The organism is Rhodovulum bhavnagarense, assembly GCF_004343505.1.
GTDB classification, from domain to species: Bacteria; Pseudomonadota; Alphaproteobacteria; order Rhodobacterales; family Rhodobacteraceae; genus Rhodovulum; species Rhodovulum bhavnagarense.
On sequence record NZ_SLXU01000005.1, the window covers coordinates 34,759 to 51,363 of the forward strand.

The 16,605-nt window shown below is 62.2% G+C and carries 16 protein-coding genes; 9 read left to right on the forward strand and 7 right to left on the reverse strand.

Annotated features, from left to right (window positions below; translation table 11 throughout):
• Window positions 1-22: 22 nt before the first annotated feature.
• From EV663_RS07150 to EV663_RS07160, 3 genes are all read left to right on the forward strand, one after another.
• Window positions 23-1,330 carry an HlyC/CorC family transporter gene (locus EV663_RS07150; protein ID WP_132951111.1) on the forward strand — a complete coding sequence of 436 codons (1,308 nt, stop codon included), beginning with the start codon at window positions 23-25 and terminating at the stop codon, window positions 1,328-1,330.
• Window positions 1,331-1,540: 210 nt separating this feature from the next.
• Window positions 1,541-2,038 (forward strand): hypothetical protein, encoded by a 498-nt coding sequence (locus EV663_RS07155; protein WP_132951112.1) that lies wholly within the window; start codon window positions 1,541-1,543, stop codon window positions 2,036-2,038.
• A 234-nt stretch (window positions 2,039-2,272) separates the two neighbouring features.
• Complete coding sequence (locus EV663_RS07160) at window positions 2,273-2,578, forward strand: hypothetical protein (protein ID WP_132951113.1); 306 nt, start codon at window positions 2,273-2,275, stop codon at window positions 2,576-2,578.
• Between the two features lie 53 nt (window positions 2,579-2,631).
• Here the strand turns inward: EV663_RS07160 and EV663_RS07165 are convergent, their stop codons facing one another.
• From EV663_RS07165 to EV663_RS07175, 3 genes are all read right to left on the reverse strand, one after another.
• Window positions 2,632-4,062, reverse strand: coding sequence for an aldehyde dehydrogenase family protein (locus tag EV663_RS07165; RefSeq protein ID WP_132951114.1), 1,431 nt, complete (start codon window positions 4,060-4,062; stop codon window positions 2,632-2,634).
• Window positions 4,063-4,074: 12 nt separating this feature from the next.
• Window positions 4,075-5,469, reverse strand: a complete 1,395-nt coding sequence (locus tag EV663_RS07170) for an aspartate aminotransferase family protein (protein ID WP_132951115.1) — start codon at window positions 5,467-5,469, stop codon at window positions 4,075-4,077.
• Between the two features lie 94 nt (window positions 5,470-5,563).
• Window positions 5,564-6,256, reverse strand: coding sequence for a GntR family transcriptional regulator (locus tag EV663_RS07175; protein ID WP_132951116.1), 693 nt, complete (start codon window positions 6,254-6,256; stop codon window positions 5,564-5,566).
• Between the two features lie 147 nt (window positions 6,257-6,403).
• Here EV663_RS07175 and EV663_RS07180 point away from each other — a divergent pair, with 147 nt between their 5' ends.
• From EV663_RS07180 to EV663_RS07205, 6 genes are all read left to right on the forward strand, one after another.
• Window positions 6,404-7,486 (forward strand): polyamine ABC transporter substrate-binding protein, encoded by a 1,083-nt coding sequence (locus tag EV663_RS07180; protein WP_132951117.1) that lies wholly within the window; start codon window positions 6,404-6,406, stop codon window positions 7,484-7,486.
• Window positions 7,487-7,566: 80 nt separating this feature from the next.
• On the forward strand, window positions 7,567-8,706 hold the full coding sequence (locus tag EV663_RS07185; RefSeq protein WP_132951118.1) for an ABC transporter ATP-binding protein: 1,140 nt from the start codon (window positions 7,567-7,569) through the stop codon (window positions 8,704-8,706).
• 10 nt (window positions 8,707-8,716) lie between these two features.
• Window positions 8,717-9,613 (forward strand): ABC transporter permease subunit, encoded by an 897-nt coding sequence (locus EV663_RS07190; protein WP_132951119.1) that lies wholly within the window; start codon window positions 8,717-8,719, stop codon window positions 9,611-9,613.
• Window positions 9,610-10,428, forward strand: a complete 819-nt coding sequence (locus EV663_RS07195; protein ID WP_132951120.1) for an ABC transporter permease — start codon at window positions 9,610-9,612, stop codon at window positions 10,426-10,428. The genes EV663_RS07190 and EV663_RS07195 overlap by 4 nt, the downstream gene beginning before the upstream one ends.
• Window positions 10,425-11,765 carry a glutamine synthetase family protein gene (locus tag EV663_RS07200; protein WP_132951121.1) on the forward strand — a complete coding sequence of 447 codons (1,341 nt, stop codon included), beginning with the start codon at window positions 10,425-10,427 and terminating at the stop codon, window positions 11,763-11,765. The genes EV663_RS07195 and EV663_RS07200 overlap by 4 nt, the downstream gene beginning before the upstream one ends.
• Entirely contained in the window at window positions 11,766-13,100 is a 1,335-nt protein-coding gene (locus EV663_RS07205; protein ID WP_243697898.1) for an NAD(P)/FAD-dependent oxidoreductase, read from the forward strand.
• On the opposite strand, the gene EV663_RS07210 is transcribed toward EV663_RS07205, so the two are convergent.
• Genes EV663_RS07210 through EV663_RS07225 form a run of 4 tightly spaced genes read right to left on the reverse strand, consistent with a single transcriptional unit; the run spans window position 13,095 to window position 16,583 of the window.
• The gene (locus tag EV663_RS07210; RefSeq protein ID WP_132951122.1) at window positions 13,095-13,862 is read right to left on the reverse strand and encodes an ABC transporter ATP-binding protein; all 768 of its coding nucleotides are present in this window, start codon (window positions 13,860-13,862) and stop codon (window positions 13,095-13,097) included. The two genes, EV663_RS07205 and EV663_RS07210, sit on opposite strands and share 6 nt — an antisense overlap.
• Window positions 13,859-14,716, reverse strand: a complete 858-nt coding sequence (locus EV663_RS07215) for an ABC transporter ATP-binding protein (RefSeq protein WP_132951123.1) — start codon at window positions 14,714-14,716, stop codon at window positions 13,859-13,861. Before EV663_RS07215 ends, EV663_RS07210 begins: the two co-directional genes overlap by 4 nt.
• Complete coding sequence (locus EV663_RS07220; protein WP_132951124.1) at window positions 14,713-15,627, reverse strand: ABC transporter permease; 915 nt, start codon at window positions 15,625-15,627, stop codon at window positions 14,713-14,715. The genes EV663_RS07215 and EV663_RS07220 overlap by 4 nt, the downstream gene beginning before the upstream one ends.
• A complete protein-coding gene (locus tag EV663_RS07225) occupies window positions 15,624-16,583 on the reverse strand; it encodes an ABC transporter permease (protein ID WP_132951237.1) in 960 nt (319 codons plus the stop codon). The genes EV663_RS07220 and EV663_RS07225 overlap by 4 nt, the downstream gene beginning before the upstream one ends.
• Between the last annotated feature and the right edge of the window lie 22 nt (window positions 16,584-16,605).

The following is a 16,605-nucleotide window of genomic DNA, read 5'->3' on the forward strand; positions in this document are numbered from 1 at the left end:
TATCACCACCATAGGGATGAACATGGACAGCCCCGCCCCCCTGATCGACGCCTCTTTCTGGATCACCTCTGGCGCGATCATCGCCCTCTTGCTCATGTCGGCATTCTTTTCCGGGTCCGAAACGGCGTTGACCGCCGCCTCACGCGGCAAGCTGCGTTCACGCGCGGACAAGGGCGATAGCGGGGCAGAGACAGCCCTCAGGATTACCGAAGACAATGAACGCCTGATAGGATCGGTCCTTCTGGGCAACAACATGGTCAACATCCTGGCCGCCTCTCTTGCGACGGCGCTGTTCACGCGGCTGTTCGGGGAATCGGGCGTGGCGCTGGCAACGCTGGTGATGACGCTGCTGGTGCTGATTTTCGCCGAGGTGTTGCCCAAGACCTACGCGATCACCAATGCCGAGCTTGCCGCCGCGCGCGTCTCGCCCGCCATCCGGCTGGTCATCATGGTCTTTTCGCCAATCGTCGCCGCGGTGCGCCGCCTGGTTAGGCTGATACTGGCGTTGTTCGGGGTCAAGACCGATCCCGATCGCAACGTTCTTGCGGTGCGCGAGGAAATCGCCGGCGCGCTGCAACTGGGTCATTCCGAAGGTGTGGTCGAAAAAGAGGACCGGGACCGCATCCTGGGCGCGCTTGACCTGGGCGAACGCACCGTCGAAGAGATCATGTTGCACCGTTCCAAGATCGAGATGGTCGACGCGGATGCCTCACCGGAAACGATCCTGTCGCACAGCCTGGAAAGCCCGCATACGAGGCTGCCGATCTTCAAGGACGACCCCGAAAACATCGTCGGCGTGATCCATGCAAAGGACCTGTTGCGCGCGATGGACAAGTTGATGCGCGGACCCGACGCTTGCCCGGAGAAGTTGAAGGAATTCCGCGTCCTGGACGTGGCGATGAAACCTTATTTCGTGCCCGAGACAACGACGCTGGACGACCAGATGCGCGAGTTTCTGCGCCGCCACACCCATTTCGCGCTGGTGGTGGATGAATACGGCGCACTGAGGGGGTTGATCACGCTGGAGGACATCCTTGAGGAAATCGTCGGCGAGATCACCGACGAGTTTGACGTCGATGCCGAGCATCCCCTACGGCGGACCGAGGAAGGCGCGGTTCTGGTCGACGGGGCGATGACGATCCGCGACCTCAACCGCGCGATGGATTGGTCTCTGCCCGACGAAGAGGCAAACACCATAGCGGGCCTTGTTATCCACGAGGCGCAGTCGATCCCGACACAAGGCCAGGTGTTTTCCTTCCACGGTTTCCGGTTCGAAGTGTTGCAACGGCAAGCCAACCGGATCACGCGGCTCAAGATCCGCCCATTGTAGTCCCCCTCGTATGACCGTCCCGCCCTATAGATCGCGCGGGACGGCAGGCCAAATGGTCCCTTGATCCGGGGGCGCCATGAACAAGGCAATATCTGGCAAGCTTGGCGCCAAGGATCAAAATGCGCCTGCCCTGTGTTTTTCACCTCCCAGATCGCTGAATTGGCATGCTACCTGCACAGCCTTTCATGCCGTGTCTGTGTCTGCGCGGACATGAAACGGACCGCACTGTACGCACCGCGCCCGCTTGCCCGTATGGAAAGCCAACGGCACCGTGAATATGTGCAAGCGGAGATCGCCATGTCGGCACTTGCAAGAACCTTCACCTTTGTCGCGGGGCCGTGGATTTGCGCGGCGGCGTCGGGGGCACACGTCCTGGCCGCTCCTCCTGCCTCGGGTGGCGCGACGACTGGCGCGCTTCATATCGGGACGGACGTTCCCTTGGTATGCAATGCAGAAATTCTTGATCACGATGATCATCTTTCCCTGAAGGTCCGGTGCAATACCGCCCACCAGTTGCGCCTTGATCACCAAGGGGATCACGGCAGCGTAGCGCTGACCTGTGACGGGGTGCAACAAACCGTGCATGGCACCTCGGATTCCGCGCTATGGCAGGTGTCGAAACCTGTAGTCGGCACCTTTCCTCTGGACAGATCGGGGACGGACATCGACGCGCCCCTTGTCACGATCAGCATCGCGCAGGCGAGGTAGCAACCGGCAAGCGCGCGCTGTTCCGTCCAAGTGGCGCACGCTCGCCCTCATCCCCGAAAGCGTGACCCTGGACTGGATGGCAATAGTGGTCTGGGTGCTGGCCCTTCGTTTATGCATCGCGATGGCGTGAGCCTTTGCGCAGAGCCGGGCCATTGCACAAAGGATCGGTCGATTGTAACCATGACCGTGAGGGGTCGCCATTCGCGCGGCCCGGTGCGGACAAGGATTTGTCGGATGTGGCTGTTTCTGAGCACTTATTTCCTCGCATCGCTCGCCCTGTTGCTGGGCGCGACCGAGCTTGAGCGGCGCGCCATCGTGGCGCGCAAAATGTGGCCTAACGGCAAGGCGTTTCTCTTTGCCATCGCGTTCTCGGCGATCGTTTCGTTGTTTGTCACCGTAGCGGCGGCCTATGCCAGTGGCTGGGTCAGCCTGTTGCACGTGCTGGGCCTGTCGATCCTCTATCACGGGTTCATGGGCATCTTCCTGGTACATGGTCTGCAACGGGTTTCTGCCCGTGTAGCCTGTCAGGCCATGGCCTGAGAACGGGACGGCCCGCGCAGGCTCGCCCCCGCCCCGCCGGGTCGGCCGCGCGGTCAGGCCGGTCGTGATACCGCCTTGATTTCGCAGAAATCCTCGATCCCGCAAGCACCGCCCTCGCGACCATTCCCCGATAGCTTGTAACCGCCGAAAGGCGAGCCGAACGCGATGTCCGAGCCATTCACATGCACCATGCCCGCGCGGATGCGCCGGGCCACGCACAGGGCGCGGTCAACGTCGCCCGACTGGATATAGGCGGCCAACCCATAGGGCGTGTCATTGGCGATGCGGACCGCCTCTTCCTCGTCCGTGTAAGGGATCATCGCCAGAACGGGGCCGAAGATTTCCTCGCGTGCGATGGTCATGTCGTTGCTGACATCGCCGAACACCGTGGGGCGCACGAAATAGCCGCGATTCATGCCCTCGGGCCGGCCGGGGCCGCCGGCCAGCAGGGTGGCGCCCTCGGCGATCCCCGTCTCGATCAGCGCCTGCACCTTGTCATATTGCATCTGCGAGACCAGCGGCCCGATATGACGTCCTTCGGCGGCCGGGTCACCGACCTGCGTGGCCTTGGCCACCTCTGCGGCGAGTTCCATCGCACGGTCGTACTGCGATGCGGCGACCAGCATCCGGGTGGGGGCGTTGCAGCTTTGCCCGGTGTTCTGGAAGCAGTGGCGCACGCCGCGTTTCACCGCGTCCTCCAGGTCGGCATCGTCGAGGATGATGTTGGGCGACTTGCCGCCCAGTTCCAGCGTGACGCGCTTGATGGTGGCCGCCGAATCCTGCGTGATCGCCGTGCCCGCGCGGGTCGAGCCGGTGAAAGAGATCATCGCAAGGTCCGGGTGACGCGACATCGCCGCACCAACGTTCAGGCCATCGCCGTTGACGAGGTTGAAAACGCCCGGCGGCACCCCTGCCTCGTGCAGAATCTCGGTATAGAGCAGCGCGTTCAGCGGCGTCAGTTCCGAGGGTTTCAGCACCATCGTGCAGCCCGCTGCCAGCGCGGGCAGCACCTTCAGCGCGATCTGGTTGATCGGCCAGTTCCACGGCGTGATCAACCCGCAGGGCCCGATGGGTTCGCGCAGGATCAGGTCGCCCTCGGCGTTGATCTCTTCGAACGCCATCGCCTCCAGCGCGCGGACGAAGCCGTCCAGATGCCCGATGCCCACGGCGGCCTGCGCGCGCTGGCACAGCGAGGCCGGTGCGCCCAGTTCCTGGCGGATCACGTCGGCCATCTCGTCATAGCGGCGTTCATATACCGCCCGGATCGCGGCCAGCAGGTCCAACCGCTCGGCCTTGGTGGTGGCGGCGAAGCTGTCGAAGGCACGGTTTGCGGCCGCAACGGCGGCGTCCACGTCCACCGCGCTGCCCATGGCGATCTGGGCAATCGGTTCCTCGGTGGCGGGGTTCAGCACCGGCAGCATCTGGGGCGATACCGGGTCCACCCATGTGCCGTCGATATAGAACTGTCCGGTTTTCAGCGTCATGGTTTTCCTCCCTCAGGCCGCTTCCATCAGCCCGTCGCGGTTCACGATATCAAGGGCCTCGTCCAGCGACAGCCGGGCGCGTTCGATCAGCAGGTCGATTTCGGCCTCGGAAATCGTCAGGGGCGGCGAGATGATCATGCGGTCGCCCACATGGCGCATCACCAGGTTGTTGGCAAAGCACCGCTCGCGACAGATCAGCCCGACCGTGCCCTTGTCGGCAGCAAAGGGCGCGCGGCGGGCCTTGTCCGGGGTCAGCGCGATGGAGCCCATCAGCCCGCAAATCCTGGCCTCACCCACCAGCGGGTGATCGGTCAGGCTGTTCCACTTTGCGCCTAGGTAGGGCGCGGTGACCGATCCGGCACGTTCTACGATACCCTCTTCATCCAGGATGCGGAGGTTTTCCAGCGCAACGGCCGCCGCGACCGGGTGACCGGAATAGGTGTAGCCATGGGCAAACTCGCCCTTTCCGATGACGCCTGCCACCTTGTCACTGACAACCGAGGCACCGATGGGTGCATAGCCCGAGGACAGGCCCTTGGCGATCGTCATGATGTCAGGCACCAGGTCATAGGTTTGCGAACCAAACCAGTTGCCGGTGCGGCCAAACCCGCAGATCACCTCGTCCGCGACGAAGAGGATGTCGTATTTCGCAAGGATACGCTTGATCTCGGGCCAGTAGGTTTCGGGCGGAACGATCACGCCGCCCGCGCCCTGCACGGGTTCGGCGATGAAGGCGGCAACCCTGTCGGCACCGATTTCCAGAATTCTTTCCTCCAGCGCACGAGCTCGCGCGATACCGAACGCCTCGGGCGTCATGTCGCCGCCCTCTGACCACCAGTCCGGCTGGTCGATATGTTCAATGCCGGGGATCGGCATTCCGCCCTGTTCATGCATGAATTTCATGCCGCCCAGAGAGCCCGACCCGACCGAAGATCCGTGATAACCGTTCCAGCGCGAAATCACGACCTGCCGGTCGGGCTGACCCATCATGGCCCAGTATTGGCGCACCATCCGCAGGTTGGTGTCGTTGGCCTCGGACCCCGAACCAGCAAAGAAGACGTGGTTCAGATCGCCCGGGGCCAGTTCCGCGATCCGCGCGGCCAGTTCGATGGCCGGGACATGCGAAGTCTGAAAGAAGGTGTTGTAATAGGGCAGTTGCAGCATCTGCCGATAGGCGGCCTCGGCCAGTTCCTTGCGGCCATAGCCGATATTTACACACCACAGCCCCGCCATCGCGTCGAGGATCTCGTTGCCCTCGCTATCGGTCAGGAACACGCCGTCAGCCTTGGTTATGATCCGCGCCCCCTTTTCGGCCAGCGCATCGCCATGGGTAAAGGGATGCATGTGATGCGCGGCATCCAGGCGCTGAAGCTCGGCCGTGGGAAGGTGATTCTCGATCATGGCAATGGTCCTTGGTGGCTGGTCGCGGGCGTTCGGCGGCTGCCCGGTCCTGCGGCAGGCCGGGACGCGCGCGGTCAGGATATGGGCAAATGCCCGGCGGTCAACCTTGTTTGATCAAATTATCCTGGCCGGTCACACCCGCCCTCGCGAACAGCGCAAGGCGCACGTTTTCCATACCCTGCCGAATATCTGCCTCCAGCGCGCGCGCGACCGCCTCTGCATCGCCCCTGCGCAACGCCTCCAGCGCCATTTGGTGCATGTCAGGAAGGTTGCGGGTGCCAAACAAACCACACATGACGCGCAAGCTTGGCGCTGCGCGCAGCCATAGCGTGCGCACCAGCGGCAACAGGACCTCAGCACCCGATGCCTCGTATAACGTCATATGAAAGCGATAGTTATGATGGAGATAGCCCTGTGCGTCGCCGCGTTCGATCGCGGCATCAAGCGCCGCATCCGTGGTCGTCAATGCACACAACTCCTCTACCGTGACGCGGGTCGCGGCAATTCGGGCGAGTTCCGGCTCTAGAATTGTCCTCGCAAAGAGAATTTCGTCGATCTGCGCCTCGGTCAGTTCAGGCACCGAGACCCGACGGTTCCCCTGGAATTGCAAGGCGCCCTCGGATGTCAACCGCCGGATTGCCTCGCGCACTGGGGTCATGCCCGCGCCCAGCAATTCGGCGAGCCCCTGGATCGTGACCGGCTGACCTGGGGCGAAATCCCCGCGCAGGATCATGTCGCGGATCGTGCGATAAACATTTTCATGCGCGGGGGTCTTCTGGCTATCGTGTTGCATGGTGGGCGATTCCTTGCGGCGAAGGCCTGGGTCTGAACGGTGAGGACAGCATCATGCCCTCCGGCAAATAGCACATTGCACCAAGAGGTGCATTTTGATCAAATGCGAAGATACCGCCCGCAACGCACCAACAGGGGATACCGAAAAATGAAATCAATCTGGCTCTCTGCCACCGCCCTGGTCCTCTCCGGCACGGCCGCGCTGTCCGAGGAAGTCCGGGTCTACAACTGGTCCGATTACATCGAGGAGTCGCTGCTCGACAAATTCGAGCAAGAGACCGGGATCGATCTGATATATGACGTATTCGACAGCAACGAAGTGCTGGAAACAAAGCTTCTGGCCGGCTCGTCGGGCTATGATGTCGTCGTGCCTACCGGCAGCTTCATGGAGCGCCAGATCCAGGCCGGCGTGTTCCAGAAACTGGACTACGACAAGCTGCCGAACGCGCAGTACCTGTGGGACCTGATCAAGGATCGCACCGCGAAATACGATCCCGACAACGCCTATTCGGTCAACTACATGTGGGGCACCACCGGGCTTGGCGTGAACCTGCCCAAGGTCAAGGAAGTGCTGGGCGAGGATGCGCCCATCAATTCGCTGGACTTGGTCTTTGACCCGGCGAACATGGAGAAACTCGCCTCTTGCGGGGTGATGTTCCTGGACGCGCCGGACGAGGTCGTACCGGCCGCGCTGACCTATCTGGGCGAGGACCCCAACACGCAGGACACCGATACCATCGCCAGGATCGAGGAGGTGATCGCGCCGGTGCGCCCCTACATTTCCAAGTTTCACAGCTCTGAATATATCAATGCGCTGGCCAACGGTGAAATCTGCGTTGCACTGGGATGGTCGGGCGACATCCTCCAGGCGCGCGACCGCGCGGCCGAGGCCGATAACGGCGTCGAGATCATCTATACCGCCCCGAAAGAAGGCGCCTTGATGTGGTTCGACCAGATGGCGATCCCGGCGGATGCCCCCAACCCCGAGGCAGCGCACAAATTTCTCAACTTCATGATGGACCCCGAAAATATCGCGGCGGCCTCGAACTACATCTATTATGCCAACGGCAACCTTGCCTCGCAGGAACTGCTTGCCGAAGACGTGATCGGGGATAGCGCGATCTATCCCGATGCCGAGTCGCTGAACAACCTTTATACGAAATCGGCCTATGAACCGAAAACCCAGCGCTTCGTCACCCGTCTCTGGACCAAGCTGAAATCGGGCGTCTGACCCACTGACCCGCTGGCGCGGCCGGGACTCTCCCGGCCGCGCCTTCCCCGCCCGTTTCCAATGCCTGACACGAGGTCTTGATGGCGCAACCACAGCCGCAGAACGTTTTTGCCCCGTGGGCCGATCCCGCGGAAAAGCCCTTGATCCGGTTCGAGGGGGTCACCAAGCGTTTTGGCGACTTCGTCGCCGTCGACGATCTCAATCTCGATATATATGAACGCGAATTCTTCGCGCTGCTGGGGCCGTCGGGCTGTGGCAAGACCACGTTGATGCGGATGCTTGCGGGGTTCGAAAACCCCAGTGAGGGCAATATCTGGATCGGCGGCCAGAACATGAAGGGCATTCCACCCAACCGGCGTCCCGTGAACATGATGTTCCAGTCCTACGCGTTGTTCCCGCATCTGACTGTCTGGGACAACATCGCCTTTGGCCTCAGGCGCGAGGGGATGGACAAGGACAGAATGCGGGTGCGCGTGGATGAAATGCTGCGCCTGTCGCGGCTGGAAAAATTCGCCGGGCGCAAACCGCACCAGATCTCGGGGGGACAGCGCCAGCGCGTCGCGCTTGCGCGCAGCCTGGCAAAGGCGCCCAAGCTTCTCTTGCTGGACGAACCGCTGGGCGCGCTCGACAAGAAACTGCGCCAGGACACCCAGTTCGAGCTGATGGACATCCAGGAAAAGACCGGCACCACTTTCGTGATCGTTACCCACGACCAGGAAGAGGCGATGACGGTTGCAAGCCGCGTCGCGGTCATGGACCATGGCAAGCTGGTTCAGGTCGCAACGCCCGCCCATATCTACGAGGCGCCCGAAACCGTCTACGTGGCCGATTTCATTGGCGACGTGAACATCATCGAGGGCACCGTGATCCCGGCACAGGGCAACCGCGTGGATATCACCTATGCCGAGGGCAAGCCGCCGATCCGCGCGGCCACCGACAAGACCCTTGTGCCGGGCCAGAGGGTTTCTTTCGCGGTGCGCCCCGAGAAAATCCTTGTCTCTCGCGAAATGGCCACCGAACGGACCAATGCCGTAAAGGGCCGGATCGAGGATATTGCCTACCTGGGCAATATCTCGACCTATCACGTGCGGCTGGATAGCGGGCACTTGGTCTCGGCGCAGATGACCAACCGCAATCGCCTTGAACGACGGGAATTCACCTGGGAGGACGAGGTATGGCTAAGCTGGACCGAAACCGCCGGCATTGTCCTGACCGAGTGAGGGCCGCAGGATGAACCCACGCCGCCTGACCCTGATCCTGGTGCCTTACCTGTGGCTTCTGGCCCTGTTCCTGGTGCCCTTCCTGATCGTGTTGAAGATCTCGTTATCGGACACCGCGATCGCCATTCCCCCCTACATTCCCAAGCTGGACCTTTCGACGGGCTGGCACGGGATAACGGCGTTTTTCGCCGATCTGGATTTCGAGAATTTCGTTTTCCTGGCCGAGGACGACCTTTACTGGAAATCCTACCTTTCAAGCCTGCGCATCGCGTCGATCTCGACTTTGCTGACGCTGTTGGTCGGGTATCCCATCGCCTATGGCATAGCGCAGGCCCCCGAAGAATGGCGCCCGACGCTGCTGATGCTGGTGATCCTGCCATTCTGGACGTCTTTCCTGATCCGTGTCTATTCCTGGATCGGCATCATCTCGAACGAAGGGCTTTTGAACCAGGCACTGATCTCTAGCGGCCTGATCGCCGAGCCGATTCAAATCATGAACACAACCCAGGCGGTCTATCTGGGCATCGTCTACACTTACCTGCCCTTCATGATTCTGCCGATCTACTCAGCCCTTGACAAGATGGACGTCTCGCTGACAGAGGCGGCGATCGACCTGGGCTGTTCGCGCCGACAGGCATTCTGGCTGGTGATCCTGCCGCTGTCGCGGCCTGGGGTAATCGCGGGCTGTTTCCTGGTCTTCATCCCCGCGCTGGGTGAGTTCGTGATCCCATCGCTTCTGGGCGGATCGGACACGCTGATGATCGGCAAGGTGCTTTGGGAAGAGTTCTTTTCAAACCGCGACTGGCCGGTGGCCTCGGCAGTGGCCGTGATCCTGCTGGGCATCCTTGTGCTGCCGATCATGCTGTTCCAGCGCAACCAGGAGCGCCAACAGGAGACCGACCGATGAACGGGCGGCTGACATGGTTCAACGTGACCTCGCTCACGCTGGGATTTGCCTTCCTCTACCTGCCGATGCTGATCCTTATCCTCTACAGCTTCAATGAATCCAAGCTGGTTACGGTATGGGGCGGCTTTTCCGCGAAATGGTATGGCGAACTCTTGCGCAACGAACAATTCCTGGATGCCTTCTGGGTGACACTGCGGGTCGGGCTGATCTCGTCGACCCTGGCGACGGTGCTTGGTACGATGGCCGCCTATGTCATGGTGCGCGGCGGTCGGTTTTTCGGCCGCACGCTGTTTACCGGCATGATCTACGCGCCGCTGGTGATGCCCGAGGTGATTACCGGCCTGTCGCTGCTTTTGCTGTTCATCGCGATCGGACTGGACCGTGGAATCTTTACCATCGTCTTGGCGCACACGACCTTTTCGATGTGCTTTGTCTCGGTCGTGGTATCCTCGCGACTTGTCACCTTTGACCGCTCTCTGGAAGAGGCCGCGCTCGATCTGGGGGCGACGCCGCTCGATACGTTCCGGCTGGTCACGTTGCCGATCATAACCCCTGCGGTCATCTCGGGCTGGCTTCTGGCCTTTACCCTGTCCCTGGATGACCTGGTGATCGCCTCGTTCACCTCGGGGCCGTCTTCGACCACGCTGCCGATCAAGATTTTCTCGGCCGTGCGTCTGGGCGTCAGCCCCGAGATAAACGCGCTATCGACCCTTATGATCGCGGTTGTCGCGCTGGGGGTGATCACGGCCTCCCTGGTATCAAAGAACGCGCTGCGCCGGCAGCGCCGCGAAAAGCAGGAGGCCTTCGCCGCATGAGTTTCCTCGACGAATACGACGCCTATTGTGCCGAGCATGGCACACCGGAACGGTTGGAACTGCTGTTGCCCGACATAAACGCGGTTTTGCGCGGCAAGTGGTTACCCGGCGACCAGGCGCGCAAACTACCCGATGGGGTGGTGCGTCTTCCGCTATCGACCTATGCACCAAACATCATGGGGCACGAGGTCTGCGCCTCGGGCTATGGCAGCAAGGTCGGCGACCCGGATGGGTACCTGACGCCAATCCCCGGCACGTTGCGCCGGATGCCTTGGGTCGGCGGCAATATTGCCCAGGTGCTGTGCGACATGGAGGAGGAAACCGGCCAGATCACTATCCTTTCGCCGCGGCTGCACCTTCAGCGCGTTCTTGACAGGTTTGCGGCCCATGGCTGGACACCTGTCATCGCACCCGAGCTTGAATTCTACATCCTGCGCCAGAGGGCGCGCTCTGAGGATGCGCCGCTGCCCCCGACCCGCACCCCGAAGGCGCAGAACTACGACATGGAACTGTTGCACCGGGCCGAACCCATGCTCAACGACATATTGTCGGCCTGCGAGGTGCAGGGCATTCCCACCGGCGCATTGATCGCCGAATACGGGCCGGGCCAGTTCGAGGTGAATTTCAAGCATACCGATAACGCGTTGCGGGCGGCCGACAACGTGCTGATGTTCCGCCGACTGGTCCGGGCGGTGGTCGACAGCCACGGGATGGAAGCCACTTTCATGGCCAAACCCTATGCCGAACATCCCGGAAACGGCATGCATGTTCACGTGTCGCTGGTCGACACCGAGGGGCACAACATCTTTGACACCGGCCGCGAAGAGATGTCGGACCTGCTGCGCCACGCCGTCGGCGGAACGCTGACCACGATGCGCGACATGCAGACGATCTTTGCCCCGCACCTGAATTCGATCCGGCGCTTCGGGCCGGGCAGTTTTGCCCCCTCGGCGCCGGAATGGGGCTCTGACCACCGGGGGGCGGCGGTGCGCATCCCAGAGGAATACGGAACAGCCGCGCGGCTGGAACACCGCATTTGCGGCGCGGATGTGAACCCCTATCTCGCACTGGCCGCGATCCTGGGCGGCGTGCTTTACGGCATCGAAAATGCAATCGATCCGGGTCCGCCGCTCGAAGGCGAAGAACCCTCCGGTGTTGAACCCCTTGAGGCAGACTGGGCCGGGACGGTGGACCGCTTCACGCGCTCGGCCTTTGCGCGCGATCTCTTTGGCGAAGAATATTGCCATGTCTACACGGCCGTCCGCCGTGACGAGATCGCGGAATTGACCACCATCATTTCACCCATCGAGTATCGCTATTACCTGTCGAGGCTCTAGGTGCTGCGCCGCATCTACGAGGATGCCGCCTATGCGGCCGGCGCGCTGGATGGATGTTACTGGACACAAACCGCGCCGGCGCCGGCTTGTCCCAGCCTGCATGGCACGGCCAGCACCGAATTCGCGGTCATCGGGGCGGGGGACACCGGCCTCTCAGCGGCCCTGGCACTTGCCGAGGCGGGCGCCGATGTTGCCCTGCTTGACCTGCACGCTCCGGGCTGGGGGGCCTCGGGGCGCAATGGTGGCTTCGTCTGTCTTGGGGGCGCATGGCTGGGCCGCTCGGGTCTCGTCCGGCGCTACGGCGAGGCGGGGCTTGCCGCCTATCGCATGGCCGAGCGCCGCGCCATCGAGGCAGTGGCCGCGCTGATCGAAAACCACGGCATGGCGGTGGACCGCCATTCAGACGGCGAAGTGGTTCTTTTGCACAAAAAGGGCGCGATCAAGGTGCTGGAGAAAGCCGCACGGGAAATCCGGCACGATCACGGTATCGCCGCGCGCGTGCTGGCGCCCGAGGAACTGGTGGTCGAGGGACTGTCCGGCCCCCGCTTCCACGGCGGTCTGCATGTCGAACTGGGCTTTGCCGTCAATCCACGCAAACTGGTACTGGGACTGGCTGAAGCGGCTGGACGAGCCGGTGCGCGCCTTTATGCCAACAGCCCCGTTCAACGGATCACGCATGAAAACGGTCGTCATGTGCTGGAAACACCCGGCGGCCGGCTCAGCGCGCGAAACGTGATCCTGGCCACCAACGGATATTCGGCAGAGAACCTGCCAGGCTGGATGCGCGCACGCTATCTGCCGGTGCAATCCAGCGTCCTTGTGACCCGCCCGCTCGGTGCGGACGAGATCGCCGAACAGGGCTGGTTTTCAGAATTGATGGCCTATGACACGCGCAGTCTTCTGCATTATTTCCGTCTCTTGCCCGAAAGGCGATTTCTGTTTGGCATGCGCGGAGGTATTGGCTGGACGCCAGCGACCCATGCCCGGATAAGGCGACAGATGCGTGCGGATTTCGAGGCGATGTTCCCCGCCTGGAAAAGCATCGAAACGCCTTTTTTCTGGTCAGGGCTGGTCAACCTCAACCGCAGCCTGATCCCCTTTGCAGGCCCCATCGCGGGCGACAACACTTTCTTTGCCGCCTTTGGCTATCACGGCAACGGGATTGCCCATGGCATCTGGGCGGGGGCACAGGTGGCGCGACTGGCCATGGGCCAACCTGCGCCCGACCTGCCCGACTTCTATCGCCAGCCTCCGCCCCGGTTCGAACTTGGCGCCTATCGACGGGCGGCGCTGCGCGGGGCCTATCCGCTTTTGACAGTACTCGACCGGCTATAGCTGCGCGCGCCGATATCCGAGGGACGCTTCCAGCAGGCTTTGGCTGTAGGGATGGGTCACGCGCATGGCACGCATGTCGGACACGCTCATTTCCTCGACGATGCGACCCTGCTGCATCACGACGATATGCTCGCACATATGGGCCACCACGACGAGGTCGTGCGAGACCATCAGGAATGTCAGACCGTGCTCGGCACGCAAATCACAAAGGAGGTTCAGGATCTCGGCCTGTACCGACACGTCCAGCGCCGAGGTCGGTTCATCCAGCAACAAGATCGAGGGTTCGGGGGCCAGCGCGCGGGCGATGGCCACCCTCTGACGCTGTCCGCCCGACAACTGGTGCGGATAGCGAAAACGAAAGGCAGAACCAAGCCCAACATCGTCCAGAAGCCGTTCTATCCGCGCCTCGATATCGCGAAATCCGTGCAGGTAAAGAACCTCGCTCAGAACCTGGTCAACGGACTGGCGCGGGTGCAGCGATGCGTAGGGGTCCTGGAACACCATTTGCACGCTCTTGTAAAAGGCACGATCCCGGCCCTTTCCCCGGTCCAACTCACGGTCCATGACCCTTATCTTGCCAGACCAGTGCGGTGCGAGCCCCGTCAATGCCCGCAGAATTGTCGATTTACCTGACCCGCTCTCGCCCACCAGGCCAAAGCTTTCGCCGCTTGCGACCTTGAAACTGGCCCCCTGTACCGCGTTCACCCGGTCGCGCCCCTCGCCGAACCATACGTTCAGCCCCTCGAAATCCAGCGCGCTCATGCGACAGGTCCTTTGACGGGCGCCGCGGCCCAGGCAGGGTCCCGGCGCAAAACCTCAAGCCGATTCTGCGGCGCATCGAAACGCGGCAGCGAATTGAGCAATCCGCGCGTGTAGGGGTGTTGCGCCTCGTGAAGCTTGTGCGCCTCGCAGGTCTCTACCACCCGGCCGGCATACATGATCATGACGCGGTCACAGAACTGGGCGACGAGGTTCAGGTCGTGGCTGATAAAGATAAGACCCATGCCGCGATCCTGCACCAGCCGGTCCATGATCTGAAGCACCTGCCCCCGCACCGAAACATCCAGCGCCGAGGTAGGTTCATCCGCGATCAGCAACTCGGGGTCCGGGATCAACATCATCGCGATCATGATCCGCTGCCCCATGCCGCCCGACATCTCGTGGGGATAGGCACGCATCACGCGCTCGGGATCGCGGATTGCCACGGCCTCCAGCATCTCAACTGCGCGGCGGCGTGCCTCGGCGCGGCCGCCGCGCGCATGCAGTCGGTACGCCTCTGTCAACTGCTCGCCTATGCTCATCACCGGGTTGAGCGAGAATTTGGGGTCTTGCATCACCATCGAGATGCGTTGCCCGCGCACCTGGCGCATTTCGGCCTCGGTCTTGTCCAGCAGGTTCTCGCCGTCCAGCCGGATATGGGACGCCTCGACCTGCCCAGGTGACCGGATCAGGCGCAGGATGGCCCGGCCCGTCATCGATTTGCCCGACCCGCTTTCCCCCACGATGCCCAGCCGCTCTCGCCCAAGGCGGAACGATACGCCACGCACCGCATCAAAACGGCCTTTTCGAGTGGGAAATCGCACCCAAAGGTCTTTCACATCCAGAAGGTCGGTCATTTCTCGCTCTTGGGATCGAGGACGTCGCGCAACCCGTCGCCCAGCAGGTTGAAGGCCAGCGAGACGGTAAAGATCGCCAGGCCGGGCATGGTGGCAACCCACCAGTGATCGAGGATAAATCGCCGCCCCTCGGAAATCATTGCGCCCCATTCCGGCGAAGGCGGCTGCGCGCCAAGGCCAAGAAAGCCCAGCCCGGCGGCGGCCAGGATGATACCCGCCATGTCCAGCGTCACCCGAACGATCAGCGACGAGATGCAAAGCGGCCAGATCTGCCGGGTGATGATCCGCAGTGGCCCGGCACCTTGCAGCCTTATTGCGCTGATATAGTCTGATTTGCGGATGGTCAGGGTCTCGGCCCGCGCGATGCGCGCATAGGGGGGCCAGGCGGTCAGAGATATCGCCAGGATCGCGTTCTCGATCCCGGCGCCAAGGGCCGCGACAAAGGCCAGTGCCAGCACCAGCCGCGGAAAGGCGAGGAAAATATCGGTGATACGCATCAGGATCATGTCGATCCAGCCACCGGCATAGCCTGACACCGTCCCCACCAACAGCCCCGCCAACGGCGCGATCAACGCGACGAGCCCCACGATGTAAAGCGTGATGCGCGCACCGTGGATCAGCCGCGAAAGGATATCCCGGCCAAGCGAGTCGGTGCCCAGCAGATGGCCCTCTGTACCAATGGGTTGCAGGCGGTTGGCAAGATCCTGCGCAAACGGGTCATGCGGCGCAAGCCACGGGGCAAAAACCGCGACAGCGAACAGCAGAACCAGGATCGCAAGCCCCAGCATCGCAAGCGGATTGGCCCGGAAGGCCAGCCATCCAAGGTAAAGTGCCGCTGCCCGCGCCTGAAGACGCGACTGCGGCGCGTCGCTCAGAAGCCAGCCTCGCAAACCATGATGTGCCTCGTTCATTTCGCCCTCGGGTCGAAAACCTTGTAAAGAAGATCGGACAAAACGTTCAAAAGAACGAAGACAAGGCCGACGACCACCGTACCGCCCAGAACAGCGTTCATGTCCGCCGACAAGAGAGCCGTGGTGATGTAGGATCCGATCCCCGGCCATGAAAAGATGATCTCGGTCAGCACCGACCCCTCCAGCAGCCCCGCATAGCTGAGCGCGATCACGGTGATAAGCTGGACCCGGATATTGCGGAAGGCGTGACCCCAGATCACCTGTCGTTCCGACATGCCCTTCACCCGCGCGGTGGTGACGTATTCAGCCGAAAGCTGTTCCAGCATGAAAGAGCGCGTCATGCGACTGATATAGGCAAGAGAGTAATAGCCCAACAGCGATGCAGGTAGCACGATATGGCTGAACGCATCGCGCAGCACCGTCCAGTTGCGCGCGATCATGCTGTCGAGCAGGATCATGCCCGTCACGCTGGGCACCATCCCGTCATAAAAGATCGATACGCGCCCCGGCCCGCCGACCCATCCGAGTATCCCGTAAAATACCAGCAGCCCCATCAGGCCCAGCCAGAAGATCGGCATCGAATAGCCCACTAGTGCGACCACGCGCGCGACCTGGTCGATCCAGCTTCCGCGGCGCACTGCGGCGATCACCCCAAGCGGCACGCCCAGAACCACCCCGATCAGCGTGCCCAGCGTTGCCAGTTCCAGCGTCGCGGGAAAGACGCGGGCGATATCCTCGGCCACCGGCCGCGCGGTCAGGATCGAGGTGCCGAAATCCCCCTGCATCACGTCGCGCAGGTAAAGGCCGAACTGCACCAGCAAAGGCCGGTCAAGCCCGAGATCTTGATAGACCTGCTGATAGATTTCTTGCGAAGCGCGGTCGCCGACAATGGCAAGCACCGGGTCGACCGGCATCACGCGGCCGATCATGAAGGTGACGAACAACAGGCCAAGCATGGTGACCGCGATGGATCCCAGC